Source organism: Tropicimonas isoalkanivorans (genome assembly GCF_900112335.1).
In the GTDB taxonomy this organism is placed as follows: Bacteria; Pseudomonadota; Alphaproteobacteria; order Rhodobacterales; family Rhodobacteraceae; genus Tropicimonas; species Tropicimonas isoalkanivorans.
Genome location: NZ_FOLG01000003.1, coordinates 116,734 through 131,982, shown reverse-complemented (window position 1 = coordinate 131,982; position 15,249 = coordinate 116,734). Strand labels below are relative to the sequence as shown.

The 15,249-nt window shown below is 64.7% G+C and carries 16 protein-coding genes; 13 read left to right on the top strand and 3 right to left on the bottom strand.

Translation table 11 applies throughout. From position 1 onward, the window contains the following. From BM075_RS07830 to BM075_RS07785, 10 genes are all read left to right on the top strand, one after another. The gene (locus BM075_RS07830) at positions 1-999 is read left to right on the top strand and encodes a zinc-dependent alcohol dehydrogenase (RefSeq protein ID WP_093360113.1); all 999 of its coding nucleotides are present in this window, start codon (positions 1-3) and stop codon (positions 997-999) included. 1 nt (position 1,000) lies between these two features. Continuing rightward, complete coding sequence (locus BM075_RS07825; RefSeq protein ID WP_093360112.1) at positions 1,001-2,299, top strand: hypothetical protein; 1,299 nt, start codon at positions 1,001-1,003, stop codon at positions 2,297-2,299. 12 nt (positions 2,300-2,311) lie between these two features. Beyond that, positions 2,312-3,475 (top strand): alpha-hydroxy acid oxidase, encoded by a 1,164-nt coding sequence (locus BM075_RS07820; RefSeq protein WP_093360111.1) that lies wholly within the window; start codon positions 2,312-2,314, stop codon positions 3,473-3,475. A 326-nt stretch (positions 3,476-3,801) separates the two neighbouring features. After that, positions 3,802-5,487 carry an aminotransferase class V-fold PLP-dependent enzyme gene (locus tag BM075_RS07815; protein ID WP_093360110.1) on the top strand — a complete coding sequence of 562 codons (1,686 nt, stop codon included), beginning with the start codon at positions 3,802-3,804 and terminating at the stop codon, positions 5,485-5,487. An 88-nt stretch (positions 5,488-5,575) separates the two neighbouring features. Continuing rightward, positions 5,576-6,082: an L-2-amino-thiazoline-4-carboxylic acid hydrolase gene (locus BM075_RS07810; protein ID WP_093360109.1), complete on the top strand. Its 507-nt coding sequence runs from the start codon at positions 5,576-5,578 to the stop codon at positions 6,080-6,082. Between the two features lie 78 nt (positions 6,083-6,160). Beyond that, positions 6,161-7,279, top strand: a complete 1,119-nt coding sequence (locus tag BM075_RS07805; RefSeq protein WP_093360108.1) for an ABC transporter substrate-binding protein — start codon at positions 6,161-6,163, stop codon at positions 7,277-7,279. 100 nt (positions 7,280-7,379) lie between these two features. Further along, positions 7,380-8,294, top strand: coding sequence for a branched-chain amino acid ABC transporter permease (locus tag BM075_RS07800; RefSeq protein ID WP_093360327.1), 915 nt, complete (start codon positions 7,380-7,382; stop codon positions 8,292-8,294). Continuing rightward, positions 8,287-9,285 (top strand): branched-chain amino acid ABC transporter permease, encoded by a 999-nt coding sequence (locus tag BM075_RS07795; protein WP_218152829.1) that lies wholly within the window; start codon positions 8,287-8,289, stop codon positions 9,283-9,285. The genes BM075_RS07800 and BM075_RS07795 overlap by 8 nt, the downstream gene beginning before the upstream one ends. Continuing rightward, complete coding sequence (locus BM075_RS07790) at positions 9,282-10,040, top strand: ABC transporter ATP-binding protein (RefSeq protein WP_093360106.1); 759 nt, start codon at positions 9,282-9,284, stop codon at positions 10,038-10,040. Before BM075_RS07795 ends, BM075_RS07790 begins: the two co-directional genes overlap by 4 nt. Further along, positions 10,037-10,744 (top strand): ABC transporter ATP-binding protein, encoded by a 708-nt coding sequence (locus BM075_RS07785; RefSeq protein ID WP_093360105.1) that lies wholly within the window; start codon positions 10,037-10,039, stop codon positions 10,742-10,744. Before BM075_RS07790 ends, BM075_RS07785 begins: the two co-directional genes overlap by 4 nt. A 25-nt stretch (positions 10,745-10,769) precedes the next feature. Here BM075_RS07785 and BM075_RS07780 read toward each other — a convergent pair whose 3' ends face one another. Next, complete coding sequence (locus BM075_RS07780) at positions 10,770-11,267, bottom strand: Lrp/AsnC family transcriptional regulator (RefSeq protein ID WP_093360104.1); 498 nt, start codon at positions 11,265-11,267, stop codon at positions 10,770-10,772. A 112-nt stretch (positions 11,268-11,379) separates the two neighbouring features. Here BM075_RS07780 and BM075_RS07775 point away from each other — a divergent pair, with 112 nt between their 5' ends. From BM075_RS07775 to BM075_RS07765, 3 genes are all read left to right on the top strand, one after another. Next, positions 11,380-12,684, top strand: a complete 1,305-nt coding sequence (locus BM075_RS07775) for an NAD(P)/FAD-dependent oxidoreductase (protein ID WP_093360103.1) — start codon at positions 11,380-11,382, stop codon at positions 12,682-12,684. A 64-nt stretch (positions 12,685-12,748) separates the two neighbouring features. Then, a complete protein-coding gene (locus BM075_RS07770) occupies positions 12,749-13,216 on the top strand; it encodes an L-2-amino-thiazoline-4-carboxylic acid hydrolase (RefSeq protein ID WP_093360102.1) in 468 nt (155 codons plus the stop codon). A gap of 3 nt (positions 13,217-13,219) precedes the next feature. Continuing rightward, positions 13,220-14,389 carry a M20 aminoacylase family protein gene (locus BM075_RS07765; RefSeq protein ID WP_093360101.1) on the top strand — a complete coding sequence of 390 codons (1,170 nt, stop codon included), beginning with the start codon at positions 13,220-13,222 and terminating at the stop codon, positions 14,387-14,389. A gap of 79 nt (positions 14,390-14,468) precedes the next feature. Here BM075_RS07765 and BM075_RS07760 read toward each other — a convergent pair whose 3' ends face one another. Both BM075_RS07760 and BM075_RS24980 read right to left on the bottom strand, forming a co-directional pair. Beyond that, the gene (locus BM075_RS07760) at positions 14,469-15,098 is read right to left on the bottom strand and encodes a carotenoid biosynthesis protein (protein ID WP_093360100.1); all 630 of its coding nucleotides are present in this window, start codon (positions 15,096-15,098) and stop codon (positions 14,469-14,471) included. Then, the gene (locus tag BM075_RS24980) at positions 15,095-15,223 is read right to left on the bottom strand and encodes a hypothetical protein (RefSeq protein ID WP_281244924.1); all 129 of its coding nucleotides are present in this window, start codon (positions 15,221-15,223) and stop codon (positions 15,095-15,097) included. Before BM075_RS24980 ends, BM075_RS07760 begins: the two co-directional genes overlap by 4 nt. Positions 15,224-15,249 lie beyond the last annotated feature (26 nt).

The following is a 15,249-nucleotide window of genomic DNA, read 5'->3' as shown; positions in this document are numbered from 1 at the left end:
ATGCAGGCAGTCAGGCTCCACGCCACACAGGATCTGCGGGTCGAGACGATAGACCCGCCGCAGCCGCCACGGGCGGGGGAGGTGACGCTGGCCGTCACCGCCGCCGGGATCTGCGGCTCCGACCTGCACAATTTCAGGACCGGCGCCTGGATCACCCGGGCGCCGTCCGTGGCCGGGCACGAGTTTTCCGGCGTCGTCACCGCCACTGGGGACGGGGTGACCCATGTCGCCCCCGGTCAGCGCGTGATCGTCGACAGCAGATATACCTGCGGCACGTGCCCCGCCTGCCGGCACGGGCTGGGGCAGGTTTGCGACAACCTCGGTTTTCTCGGCGAGGCGATCGACGGCGGCTTCGCCGAGGCCGTCACGCTGCCCGCGCGCAACGTGATCGCGGCCCCGGACTTCGTGCCCGACCGGCATCTCGCCATGGCGGAGCCTTTGGCGGTGGCGCTGCACGCGCTGCGCAGACTGTCGGCCCCGGACGGAGCTGAGATCCTCGTCACTGGCTGTGGCCCCATCGGCGGGCTCGTGGCTTTGTTGGCACGTCGGCAGGGCAACCCGGTCAGCATTGTGGAACGAAACGCCGCCCGCGCCGAAATGGTCACGACGGCGACCGGGGCGGAAGTTGTCGGGTTGGAAAGCCTCGGCGGTCGGCGGGTGCGCTTCGCAGTGGAGACGACAGGCCACGAGGCCGTCATCGGCTCGCTCGTGCAGAACATTGCCGGCTGCGGAGCCATTGCGCTCGTGGGCATCGGACGGTCGGCAAAGGTGATCGACCCACTGTCGCTCGTGGAACGGGAAACGACCCTTTTCGGCTGTCATGCCTTCACAGACTCCGACCTGAGGGACATCGCGGTCATGCTGCCGGACCTGACCGGAGCGCTCGATCCCTTCATCGCCGAGCAGATCCCTCTTGCCGATGTCCCGGAGGCTTACGCACGGCATCTTGCGGGAAAGGTCGACGGGCTGAAGACCATCATCCGTTGCGGAGGCGCCTGAGGTGAGCACTGCACCGCGTTCCCGAACGGCCGAAATTCGCGCCGTCGCCCGGACCGATCTGACCCGCGCCGAGGCGATGCTCCAGCAATTGATCGGTGAGCTGTTCTCGATTCCGGTGGAGGGTCTCAAGATCAACGTCGACCGGTATTCTTTGAACTCGCTCAACGGATTCTTTGCGTCCGCGGGGCGGGACTACTTCTTCAAGTTTCACCAGGAGGAAGGCGAGGAGCAGATGCGCGGGGAATACTACCGCGCCGACATTCTAGCCAGGGCCGGGCTGCCGGTGGATCAGCCGGTACACATGTCCACGCTGCCGGGCGAGCAACTGCTGGTCTACGCCCGCCGCGCCGATCCGCGCTTCTCGGACGTTCTGTTGGATCTCGACCTCACGCCCGACCCGGAGGCCGCCGCCCGCGCCGTGGCCGCCGAGGCGGAACTGAACGACCGCCTTCTGGCCTGCGCGCAGGCCACGCTCAGGCCGATCACGCCCGAGCACTCCCGGGCGGAGCCGATCCACCGGCTGTTCCACGAACGCCTGATCGACCAGAGCACCAAAGTCTACCCCGGCGGACGGCTGGCACGGTTCTATGTCGGCAAGCGGTTCGACTTCCCCGGTGGCGTCGCGATTCACTGGGACGACCTTGCTCCTGCGCGCCCAGTGATCAACGGCATCGAATACACTCGCTCGCTCGATGAGCTGTTCGATCTGGCGCACACGCGGTACGCCCCCGAAAGGCTGGCCGACGCGGGCGGTATCGTCGCCCATGGCGACGCTCATAACGCGAATGTCTGGTACGAACGCGGGGAAGCGCGCGACCATCTCGCGTTCTTCGACCCTGCTTTCGCCGGGGACACGGTGCCGTCGCTCCTGGCCGAAGTGAAATCGACCTTCCACAACGTCTTCGCCCATCCGTTCTGGCTCTATACGCCGGAACTCGCCGCCGAACGACACGCGGCCAGCGTGCGCCTGGACGGCGGCAGGCTGCTGATCGAAACGGACTGGCGCCCGAACGCCCTGCGGTTGCAGCTTCTGCAGGCGAAGGGGCGGCACTTCTGGGCTCCGTGGCTTGCCACGCTGAAAGACGTTGACCTGCTGCCAGAGGACTGGGAGGACGTCGTCCGCCTCGGTCTGTTCCTGTGCCCGACCCTCGTGATGAACCTGAACGCGGGGGAGGGGGCGGAGCTTCACAACCCCGTCTCGTCGGCGATTGGTCTGTCCGTGGCACTTGCCGCCGGGTCACGGCCCGTTTCCGGCGATGACGTCTTTACCGACTTCTTTGCCGGGATCGCGCCCCGATAGGAGATACGCGCAATGGGCTTCGAGCAGCGTTTCGTGAACGTTCATGATTTCCAAAAGGCGGCCCACCGCAGGTTGCCGAAGATCTTTTCGGACTACGTCGACGGCGGCGCGTTCTCGGAAACGACGCTGCGCCGCAACCGCGCCGACTTCGACCTGTACGCGCTGCGCCAACGAGTTTTGACACCGCTGGCAGACCCCGACCTGACGACACGCTTGGGCAATCAGAGCGTCGCCTTACCCTTCGGCGCCGGGCCAGTGGGCTTCATGGGGCTGTATCGCCGGAGTGGGGAGGTGCACGTGGCCCGCGCGTCGGAGGCGGCCGGCGTTCCCTCGGTGCTCTCCACCTTTTCGATCGATGGGCTCGAAACCGTGACGCGCGAAGCGGGCGCCGCGCCGGACTTCCAGCTATATATCGACAAGGACCCGGAGGTCACCGCCGGCTACCTTGATCAGGCGCGCCGCGCAGGGGTGAAACGCATCTTCCTGACGGTCGATACGGCGGTGACCTCTGTTCGGGAGCGGGATGTGCGTAACGGGTTCCGTTCGACCGAACGTCTGACGCCGGGCCTCGTCTGGCAGTTTGCCCGGCGGCCGGCATGGTCGCTCGACCTTCTTCGCCGTGGTTTTCCGGAGGTGGAACTTGTCAGGGACCGGCCGGAGTTCGGCAAGGGCGCCCTGGCGCAGGCGAGCCACCTGTCCGCCCGGCTGGAGAAGGCCCTCACGTGGGATTTGGTGCAGCGGCTGCGCGAGGACTGGAGCGGTCAGTTAATCGTGAAAGGCATTTCGGACCCCGAGGACGCTGCCATGGCGCGCGAGTCCGGCGCCGACGGGATCGTGCTGTCGAACCACGGCGGGCGGCAGCTCGATCACGGCACGTCCACCATCTCGCAGGTGTCGCTCGTCCGAGAGGCTCTGGGCGCCGAGAAGTTGCTCTATGTCGACAGCGGCTTCCGCACGGGGAGCGATATTCTGAAGGCGCTTGCCCTGGGGGCCGATTTCGTCCTCCTTGGTCGCCCCTTCGCCTGGGCGGTTGCGGCGGGGGGAGAGGCGGGCGTTGCGCGCCTCTTCGACATCTTACGCACCGAAATGACGCTCACGCTTCAGTTGATGGGGGTGACATCGATCGAAGACCTGAAACGGCGCGGGCCGGAGGTGCTGATCGAGTGCCGGCGGTAGGTGAACCGAAGGCGCGCGCCCGGCACCTCCCCGGGACGGACGCCGGGTCAGAGGCGAGCGAGACGCGATGGGGCACCTGCTGTTCCGCCGTCGGTGGCATTTGCCAACGCTTTCCCCAGGAAACCTCATTTCTCCATCCGCGAACAATCTGGGGTAGAGAATGCCATGCATCTCGCCATACGGGCATTTGGTAGAAAAATTTTGCTAACTTTGATCCAGACGTAGGTCGAAGTTGTAAATATAGATCTCTCCTTGATATTCCTATTCCAAGTTAATCGGCGCGCCAGGGTCAGTCCCGGCGGCGTCTCGTTGTCGGGGTCAGGGAAATGAAAAGCGTAAATGTCCGGGTGGAACCGTCTGAGGCACGGGAGTCGTCGCCGGAAGAACTCGTGCACATGATCCGCGACGGCGTGATCGGCGAACGCAATGCGATCCCCGGGCCGTTCGGCTTGCGTCCAATGATATACGCCGACTACGTCGCGTCCGGGCGCGGTCTGGAGTCGATCGAGTCCTATATTCGGGATCAGGTACTCGCGGCCTATGGCAACACGCATACGGAGACGTCCTTCTCCGGGCGGGAAACCACGGCCCTTAGGGAGGCCGCGCGCAGGGCGATTGCTAAAGCGGTCGGCGCCACGGAGGCCCATGCGGTCGTGTTCGCGGGGGCCGGGGCGACGGCGGCGGTCGACAAGCTTCTCCGCGGAATGGATTTCGCTGCGGATATTGCCGAAGGCCGGCCCCCGGTCGTCTTCGTCGGGCCGTACGAGCATCACTCCAATGACCTGCCGTGGCGGGAGTGTGGCGCTCAGATCGAACGGATCTGCCTTGATGCCGACGGCAGGATTTCCCTGTCACACCTGGAGGAGCGGCTCGCCGCGCACCCGGAAGACTGCCGAAAGATTGGTGCCTTTTCGGCCGCGTCCAACGTCACAGGCGTTCTGAGCGACCTGCCGGCCCTTGCGCGTATTCTGCACCGTCACGGCGCCGACTTCGCCTGCGATTTCGCGGCGGCCGCGCCCTACATCGACATCAGTCTTTCGCTGGCTGACGACGATCCCGAGGCGCGGATCGATGCCGCCGTGTTCTCTCCCCACAAGTTCATTGGCGGGCCCGGTGCGTCCGGTGTCCTCGTGGCCGAGCGCCGGTTGTTCAAGAACCCGAAGCCGGGCGTGATCGGCGGCGGCACAGTCAGCTACGTCACCGAATCGGGCCACAGCTACGTCCGCGATATCGAGCGGCGCGAGGAAGGGGGCACGCCGAACATCCTGGGCGACATTCGCGCCGGGGCGGTAGTTGCGCTGAAACAGTCCGTGGGCTTGGGGGAGATCGAACGGCGCGACGCAGAGATCCTAGACCGGTCGTTGACCCGGCTCCGGACGGAGCCGGCGATCGACATGCTCGGCCCGAAAGACGTGCCGCGGCTCGGCATCCTGGCGTTCAATATCCAGGCCGGCGAGCAGGCGCTGCACTATGGTTTCGTCGTGGCGCTGCTGAATGACCTCTTCGGCATTCAGGCGCGCGGCGGGTGTTCCTGCGCCGGTCCCTATGGGCACCAGCTCCTGAAGATTTCGGCGGAGGACGCCGCCGCCTTCGAAGCCTCGGTCGATCAGGGCACAAGCCTGATGCGGCCGGGCTGGGTCCGTTTGGGCTTCAACTACTTTTTCGACCAGGAGACGGTCGATTACATCACGGACGCCATTCTGTTCGTGGCGAAGCATGGCACCCGGTTCCTGACCGAATACCGGGCCGATCCGGCGTCCGGTGTCTGGCGGCACAAGGACTGGAGCGAGCCGGTGTCCCCGCGGGAATTCAACCTTCGGTTGCACAAATCGCAGACGCCTTCGCGAAGAATGGCTGACATTTCGACGTTCATGCAGGAGGCGGCAATGATGGCGGAGGCGCGCGCCTTGCCCTCGCTGAAAAAGCGTCCAGTATTCGCCGCGGATGTCGAAAGTTTGCGCTGGTTCTGGATGCCGGAGGATGCCGCACCCAGTCCGGGAAACCGGTCGTAACCCCCGGCGAAACCTGCTATCTCCAGCCGGAAACGGCCGCCCCGACCCGAGCGACACACGCCGCCGGAAATATCTTGGAAAGAATACGATGTCCGAAACGAAAGATCCCGAAATCACCTACGAGATGCTGGCCGGTTCCTACGCCATGCGGGCGAAATTCTATATGTACATGTTCGACGTGCTGCGCGAGGCCTACGACGCCGACCGCGCCGTGGAACTGATCGGGGAGGCCGCGCGCCGCCTCGGCGCCGACATGGGCCAGAAGCTCAAGCCGCACGGCCCGGATGACATCAAGGGCCTGACCGATCACTTCCTGTCCGGCATTCCCTGCCGCGACCAGCTTTTTGCGCCCGAGCTTCGCAAGTGCGACGACGAGGGCATGGAGATCCAGTTCCACCGCTGCCCGCTGAAGGACAACTGGGTTGCCGACGGCCGGAGCGACGAGGACCTCGAACTGCTTTGCCGGGCCGCGGGCGTCATCGACGCCGGCATGTTCGGTGCCGCGGGCTTCACCTTCAAGGGCGAGACCTGGACACCGGGCAAGACCGGGTGCTGCCGGCTCGTCGTGGAACCCGGCCCGGCCGAGGACGCTTGATTTCAAAACTTTACCAGCGAGATCCGGAACGCAACCGGACGAACTCCCCAACTCACTGACGATCAAAGGAAAACGCAGATGATACTGAGCCGCAGACTAACCGTCTCCCTCGCCCTGGCTGCGACGGTCGCCCCGTTGGCCGGATGGGCCCAGGATGCCCCTATTGTTATCGGATACCAGTTGCCGCTCACGGGGAACACGGCGCAATACGGCCAGGACTTCAAGTCGGCCGCCGAGATCGCGCTTGAGAAGTTCAACGCCTCCGGCGCCCTCCCGGTGCCTGTGGAGATCATCTATGAAGACTCTCGCTCCGACGCCAAGGAAGGCGTGACCATCGCGCGGAAGTTCGTCGACAACGACGACATCGTTGCGGTTCTGGGCGACTTCACTTCGACGGTGTCGATGGCCGCCGCGCAGGTCTACAAGAAGGCTGGCGTGGTGCAGCTTTCACAGACCGCCTCTCACCCGGACTTCGCCAAGATTTCCGAATGGCAGTTCCGCAATATCACCACCCAGGACCAGGAAGGCGCCGTAAACGCCGAATGGATGCACGAGAAGGGCATCGAGAAGGTCGCCGTGATCGCGGAGCAGACCGACTGGGGACAGTCTGTGGTGAAGGGCTTCACGACCCCGTTCAAGGACATGGGCGGCGAAGTCGTCTTCGAGGAGTTCTTCAACCGGGGCCTCGCCGACTTCCGCTCGATCATCACCAAGATCGACGAGACCAATCCCGATGCCGTCTACACCGGCTTCTTCTACGAGGACGGTGCGCAGTTCCTGAAGCAGATGGAACAGCTCGGCGTTGACATCCCGGTCTATTCGACGTCGGCGGCCTACAACGACAAGCTGATCGAACTGTCGGGCGAGGCGGCCGACGGTTTGTTCCTCACCGCCACGTTCCTGCCGACGCGCGAGGATGCCGGCGTGCAGGAGTTCGTCGAGGAGTGGAAGTCGCTCCATGACGGCGCGGCTCCCGGCCAGTTCCCGGCCCAAGCTTACGACGCCGTCAACATCATGCTCGAAGCCGTCGTGCGCGCCTATCCCGACGTGACCCGGGAGTCGATGCGCGAAGCCGTGGCCGCGACGACGGATTTCCCGGGCGTCACCGGCAATACGTCGTTCGACGAAAACGGCGAGCCGCTCAAGGAACTCACCAAGGCCACGGTCGAGAACGGCGAATTCGTCGAAGTGAAGTAAATCGCGCTGTCGCCGGGCGGCGGCCTCCGGGCTGCCGTCCGCAACGCTTCGTGAAGCGATGCCGAACGGGCGCGGGCCCGTCCGAACAGAGGGGATTACGGTGCTCGATCCGTATTACTTGCAGCAACTGACGATCGGCCTGTCTCTGGGCATGATCTACGCCCTTATGGCGATCGGCTTCACGCTGATCTTCGGGGTCCTCAACGTGGTCAACTTCGCCCACGGCGAAATCTACACCATCGGCGCTTTTGCCGGCCTTCTGATGATCGCGACTTTCGGGCCGCCGCTGTTGGCCGTCCTGCTGGTGGTAATGGCGGTGGGCGCACTCGCTGGTTTCGGCCTGGAGCGGTTGGCCTTCAAACCCTTCCGCCGGTTCTCGGACGAGGCCTCCATGAAATCGCGCGCGATGCGCGAGGCGACGCTGATGTCGTCGCTGGCGATGTCCATCGTCGCGCGGGAGTCGCTGGAGCTGATCTTCGGCTCCCAGTTTCAGTCGGTCGATCTGAGCTACCTGATCAACAAGCAGATCCAGTTGGGGCCGGTGACGATCGTCAACGGCGACCTGATCATCTTCGCGGTCGCGCTGGTGATGTTCCTGGGCCTGCAATGGCTGCTGAAATACAGCACCATCGGCCTGTCGATCCGGGCTGTCTCGAACAATCCTCTGGGCGCACGGTACTGCGGTATCAACACCGACCGCACCATCATCCTCACCTTCGTGATCGGCTCCGTGATGGGGGCGCTGGCGGGCATTCTCGTCGGGCTCTATTACGGCGCGATCTATCCCTCCATGGGCTTCACGCCCGGCATCAAGGCCTTCGTTGCCATGGTCATGGGCGGCTTGTCGTCGATCCCTGGCGCGGTCATCAGCGCGATGATCCTCGGCATCACCGAGAGCATGGCGACCAGCGTCGTTTCCTCGGTTTGGGCGGACATGGTGGCCTATGCCTTCCTTCTGATCACCCTCGTCTTCTTCCCGCAGGGACTCTTCGGAGCACGGAGGGAACGTGTCTAAGCAACTCCTGACAAAGGTCGGTATGGTCGTCCTGCTCTTCGTGGTCGTGCCGGCCGTGCTAATGGCGTTCGACCGGGGCTATTTCTACCAGATCGCAACCATCGCAGCCGTCTTCGTACTGCTGGCGGCCTCACTCCACCTCGTCACGGGCGTCGCCGGGCTGCTGCACCTGGGCCACGCGGCGTTCTACGGTATCGGCGCGTACGTTGCGGCGCTCCTGGGCTCCGAGTTGGAAATCGGTTTCACCCTCGGCCTGCCGGCGGCGGGTCTGGCGGCGGCGTTCGTGGCATTTCTCGTGGCCCTGCCGACGATGCGCCTGATCTCGATCTATTTCGCCGTTGCGACGCTGGCCATCGGGCAAATGCTGTACCTGATCTTCCTGAACTGGGTGAGTGTGACCAAGGGGCCGAACGGGGTGCTGCTCTTCTCGGGCATCGATTTCTTCGGGTTCGACATCGAGAGCGAGATCGGCATCTACTACGTGGTCACCGCAATCATGGCGCTGTCGGTCGTCGTTCTCTACAGGCTGACCAATTCCTACTACGGCAATGCCCTGCGCAGCCTGCGCGAGGACGACCAATGCGCGGCCGCCATGGGCATCAACGTGACCGTGCTGAAGATGCAGGCCTTCGTCATCTCCGCCTTCTTCGCCGGGCTTGCGGGCGCGCTGTGGGCCTATACGACGGGCTACATCTCTCCCAACGATTTCAACTTCAGTCAGTCCATCCTGGTGCTGGCCATGGTGGTCGTCGGGGGCCTCGGCAGCCTGCCGGGGGCGGTCATCGGGGCACTGCTCCTGATCCTGCTGCCGGAGGTGCTGCGGGACGTGGGCGATACCCGCAACATTTTCGTGGGTCTGGTCATGTTCGGGGCGATCCTGTTCCTTCCAAAGGGCCTGTTTGGGGAAGTTTCGGCACTCCGGTTCGCCCGCCGTATCCTCGGCTCCGGATGGAGCGGCAGTGCGGACAACAGGGAGGTCGGCTGGGAATGACGGCACTTCTCGAACTCGACGGCCTGACGCGCCATTTCGGCGGCCTGACAGCGGTGGACGAAGTCACCACCCACGTGGGGCAGGGGGAGCTTGTCGGGCTGATTGGCCCGAACGGCGCAGGCAAGACGACGCTCTTCAACCTGATCTCGGGCTTCACCCGGCCCAGTTCGGGCGCGGTGCGGTTCAAGGGCGAGGAGATCACCGGCCTGCCGCCGCATCAGGTTGCGCATCGGGGCATGTCCCGCACGTTCCAGAACCTGCGTGTCTTCCCCAACATGACCGTTTTCGACAATATCTCCGTCGGCGCCCTCGGTGCCCTCGGGGTGGGGGCGTTCCAATCGGTCATCGGCGGGCGGAAACGGTCGCACGAGATCTCGGAACGCAGCTGGGAGATGCTGGAGCGCGTCGGGCTCAACGAACAGGCCAACGACCTTGCGGCGAACCTGTCCTACGGCAAGCGCAAGTATCTGGAAATTGCCCGGGCGCTGGCGATGGAGCCGGATCTCCTGATTCTGGACGAACCGGCCGCGGGCATGAACCATTCCGAAACGGCGGAGCTGTCGCAATTCATCACTGAACTCAATTCCGAGGGGCTGACCATCATGCTCGTCGAGCACGACATGTCGCTTGTCATGGGGATTTGCGAGCGGGTCGTGGTGCTTGCCTCCGGCCGCAAGATCGCCGACGACACGCCGGTCGAGGTGCGCCAGAACCAGGCGGTCCTCGATGCCTACCTGGGGGGCGATGACGAATGAGCAATCTTCTCGAAGTGCGCAACCTGTCGCTCAAGATTGGGGTGCAGGAGATCCTGCACGATGTGTCCGTCAGTGTGCCGCGCGGCGGGATCGTGGCGGTGCTTGGTGCGAACGGTGTAGGCAAGACGAGCCTGATGCGCTGCATCTCCGGCATTTATCACGCGACCGGCGGCAGCATCCTCGTCGACGGGGAGGACATCACGAAGCTCAAAAGCCACGAGATCGCGGAGCGCGGTGTTCTGCAGGCGCCGGAGGGTCGGCAGATCTTTTCCAACATGACGGTGCTGGAAAACCTCGTCATCGGGGGCGGGCCGCTGGGCAAGCAGGAGCTGGACCACGTGTTGAGCCTGTTCCCCCGGCTGGAAGAGCGGCTCAAGCAACAGGCGGGTTCAATGTCCGGCGGCGAGCAGCAGATGCTGTGCATCGGCCGTGCGCTGATGCGCAAACCCAAGGTCCTGCTGCTGGACGAACCGTCGCTCGGGCTGGCGCCGAAGCTGGTTCGGTTCATCTGCGATCTTGTGGAAAGAATCCGGTCCGAAGGGTATTCCGTCCTGCTCGTGGAGCAGAACGTGAAGGCCGCCTTGCGCATTGCGGGCCGGGCCTCCGTCATCGAAGGTGGTCGGATCGTCATCGAGGGCGAGGCCGACGACCTGGCCCGGGACCCGCGCGTGACCGACGCCTACCTGGGCGGCCATGTGCACTGATCCCGCAGCAAACCGCCGCGCCGGCTCAGAGGTACTTGGTCGGCACGGCGGTGGTGAATTTCAACTCCTCCATCGAGATCGAGGAGTTGATCTGGGAGAAGTCCAGCGAGGCGATCATCCGTTGATAGACGGTGTCGTACGTCGCGATATCGGGCACGACGACCTTCATGATGTAGTCGGTGGAACCGGTGAGGCGGTAGGCTTCGACCACCTCGGGGATTTCGTCGATGAGGGCGCGGAACCGTTCCAGCCATTCCATTTCGTGGCGCGGCGCCGTGATCCCGATGAAGACCGTCATCGGCACGTTGGCCAGCTTCTGGTCCACGACCACGACGCGGGCGCGGATCAGGCCAGCGGCCTCCATCCGCTTGATCCGCCGCCAGATGGGCGTCGTGGACAGGCCAACTTGCTCCGCGATGACCGAGATCGGCAGATCGCTGTCGCGCTGCAGGACGTCGAGGATCTTGCGGTCCGTCTCGTCAAAGGTCACGGCGGGTTCGGCGGACGGGGTGTGGCGAGACATGAGGACGGCTCCGGTGAAATTTTTTGCGCAGATTTTGGCCAAGTATGAGCATGGTGTATTGCGCAGTGGCAAGTACTGAGAAACCCGTTCTCGCGGGGCGATAGGTGCAACAATGGCAGATAGCGTAACTCATCCAGATTCCCTTTGGGCGGCAACGCCCCCCGGCCGCCCGCCCGCGCCGCCGCTTCGGGGCGACGTGGAGACGGACACGGTCATCATCGGGGGCGGAATCACCGGCCTTTCCGCCGCGCTGCACCTGGCGCGCGAGGGTAAGGATGTGATCGTTCTGGAAGGCAAGGCCGTCGGCTGGGGGGCCTCGGGCCGCAATAACGGACAGGTCATCCCCACGCTCACGGCGGCGGAACCCGATGCCTGGGTGGAGCGCTTCGGCGACACGGGTCGGCGGTTCGCTGAGATGGTGGGCCAGAGCGCGGGCCTGCTGTTCGACATCATCCGCCGCGAGGGCATAGAGGCGGAAGCGGAGCAGACCGGCTGGTTCCAGCCCGCACACTCGCCGGGGCGCGTCGCCCTGAGCCGGAAGCGGGTGGAGGCGTGGCGCCGGTTCGGACTGGAGACCGAGCTGAAGGACCGCGCCGAGACGACGGCGATGCTCGGAACCGATTTCTGGCACGGTGGGATGCTGGCCCCCTCGGGGGGGCACGTCAATCCGTTGGCTTTGACCCGCGGGCTCGCGGCCGCGGCAGAACACCATAGCGCGGTTATCCACGAACAGACCCCTGCCGAAAACTTCGAACGGGTCGGCGCCACCTGGGTCGTCACGACGCCCACCGGCAAGGTTACGGCGCGCGCGCTGATCCTCGCGACGAACGCCTACACCGGCGAGCAGGTGCCGGGCCTTGCCAGCCGCATCGCGCGCTCGATCATCCCGGTGCACTCGTGGCAGATGTCCACCGAGCCGGTGCCCGAAAACTTGCGGACGAAGATCCTCCCCGGCCGGCAAGCGGTCTCCGACACGCGCGGCGACCTGCGCTTCTTCCGCTATGACGCGCGGAATCGGCTCATTACCGGCGGCGCGGTGCTTGGCCCATGGAATGCGAAGGACAGGGTGCGGGAGAAGGCGGCGCGGAACCTTGCGGAGGCCTTCCCGGAGTTGGGGGTGCCCACAATGACCCACGTCTGGTCCGGGTACCTCAGCATGAATTGGGACAGATTCCCCCGCGTCCATTCGCTCGGTCCGGACGGCTGGACCTGGATCGGCTGCAACGGGCGTGGCCTCGCGCTCGGCACCGCGCTCGGGCGCGAGATGGCGCGGGCGGTGGCAGGAGAGGACCCGCGCGGTCTTGCCCTGCCGGTGACGAAGCCGCATCCCTTCCCCGCGCAAGCCGTTTTGCGGCAGGTGGCGCCGGCCTATCTGTTCCTGCTGCAACGCAAGGATCGTACGGAACCAAAGTATTGACGCGCGCGACGCAACCAGCGGGATCGTTCCGCGCCGTCGTCCCAACTGATCGAACAGGAGAGCCATGAAGGACCTTCCCATTCTGGAACGCCGCCGCATCGAGGCGATGATCCTCAAGCATGTCTTCGACGTGATCGTCGAACGCTCTGGCCGGGAAGAGGCCGAAGCCGTGATCGGTGAAACCTGCTCCCGGTCGGCCATCGAGCAAGGCCAGGCCATGGCGGAGCACCTCGACCATCCGCCGACGCTGGAGGATTTCGCCGCGATCCTTCCCAATTGGACGAAGGAGGACGCGCTGGAGATCGAGCCGCTGCAGGCCTCCGCCGAAAAGATGGATTTCAATGTCACCCGCTGCCGGTACGCGGAGATGTACCGGGAGATGGGGCTGGGCGATATCGGACATCTGCTGTCCTGCAACCGGGACGGCGATTTCTGCATCGGCTACAACCCGGAGATCGAACTGACCCGCACCCAGACCATCATGAAGGGCGCAAGCCACTGCGATTTTCGTTACCGGATGAAGAAGGACTGACGCATGGCGATCGAGAACTGGCTGGCCAGCGATTTCGAGCGGCTCGTGGCCTTCCGCCGGGATCTGCACGCGCATCCGGAACTGCTCTATGAGACCCGGCGCACAGCGGCCCGTGTGGCTGAGGCCCTGCGCGCGGCCGGCGTTGACGAGGTGCACGAAGGGATCGGCCAGACGGGGGTGGTAGGGGTGATCCACGGGCAGTCCAACGCCTCCGGGCGGACCATCGGCCTTCGGGCGGATATGGATGCCCTGCCGATTCTGGAGGACACCGGCGCCGACTGGGCCTCGACCACACCCGGCGTGATGCACGCCTGCGGGCATGACGGGCACACGACCATGCTGCTCGGCGCGGCGGGACAGCTTGCCAGGTCCCGGGCGTTCGACGGCACCGTGATCGTGATTTTCCAGCCCGCCGAAGAGGGCGGTGCCGGGGCGCGGGCGATGATCCAGGACGGCCTCTTCGACCGTTGGCCCTGTGATGAGGTTTATGGAATGCACAACCGGCCCGGGCTGGAGGTCGGCCGTTTCACCATCGCGCCGGGGCCTATCATGGGATCGGTTGATGAGATCCGCATCACGGTTTCGGGCAAGGGCGGGCATGCGGCCACGCCGCACAAGACGCACGATCCGATGCCCGCCGCCGCCGCCGTGATACAGGCGGTCCAGACGCTCTCGGCACGGACAATCGACCCCTTCGATGCCGCTGTCGTCTCCCTGTGCACCATCGCCGGCGGGAATGCCTTCAACGTCATTCCGCAGGAGATCCAGATCACCGGTACCGTGCGCACCCTTCGCGAGGACGTCCGGGACCATCTGGAACAGCGCCTTGCCGGGCTGGTGGAGCAGGTCGCGGCGGGGTTCGGTTGCACCGGGGTTGCGGAGTACATTCGCCACTACCCGGTGACCGTGAACCATGCGGAGCACACGGAGCTGGCTGCCGACGCCGCCCGTGCCGTCGCCGGAGCGGACAACGTGACCACGGACATGCCGCCAACGTTGGGCGGGGAGGATTTCTCCTTCATGTTGAATGAGGTACCCGGAGCGATGATCAACGTCGGCAACGGGCCATCGGCGGACCTGCATCATCCGGCCTACGACTTCGACGACGAGGTCATCGGCTGGGGCTGCTCCTATTGGACAACGCTCGTGCGCCAGCGCCTGCCGGTGGGATGACGCTTCGGGGCTGATTGCACCGCTTGATAATTGTTCCTCTGTCTGGCCCGCGCGGGGCCGGACAGAAACCGCGGCTGTGTCATTGGAGCCCGGCCAGGTAAATCGCCCCGTTCAGTGCCAGCGACATCGCAATGCTGGCCAGGAAGAGCACCGGGAGCGCGACGAGGCTGGCAAGGAGCATCCTGGGTCCGCCCCAGGCCGGACGCCGGGAGATTTCGATCCAGGCGAGGGGTGCCAGGAACATCAGAACGAACCAGCCCACAAAGTTAAGTAGCGGGATTTCGTAGTACACGTTGGCCGGCTTGGTCCACACCCAGTAGCCTGCGGCCACCGCAATGGGGTCGATGAAAAGGTCCAATAGAACCGCCACCACGGCGGCAAGGAGCGGCGCCCGCCACCGCAGACTCGGCAGCGACAGCACGTCGTCGCCCGGTTCGGCAAGGACGCCTTCGGCGATCAGCAGGCACGTCCCGCAAACGGCCATCCAGCCGAAGAAGATGTACGCGAAAACCCAGGGGCGGCTCTGCCCGGGGTAGACGTAGTTGCTGACGGCAAACGATGAGAAGAAGTCCATGCTCGCGGGAAACACCCCGGCTAGCACGACGAACACGGCAGTTCGCAGGGGGCCAAAGCGCCACAGCCAATAGGACAGAACCAGCATGCTGAGGCCGATGCCGGTCACCAAGAGGGTATCGAAGTCGGGTCTCACGCCGCTCTCCGCAGAACCCGCCGTAGGTAGAGCAGGGGAATTGGCAGCGTCCAGATGACGAGCCAGAGCCGCGTCCAGACGCCGGCCAGGACGCCTTCAATCATCCATCCGATGACGACAATCACGTAGAACACCAGGCAGGGGCCAAGAT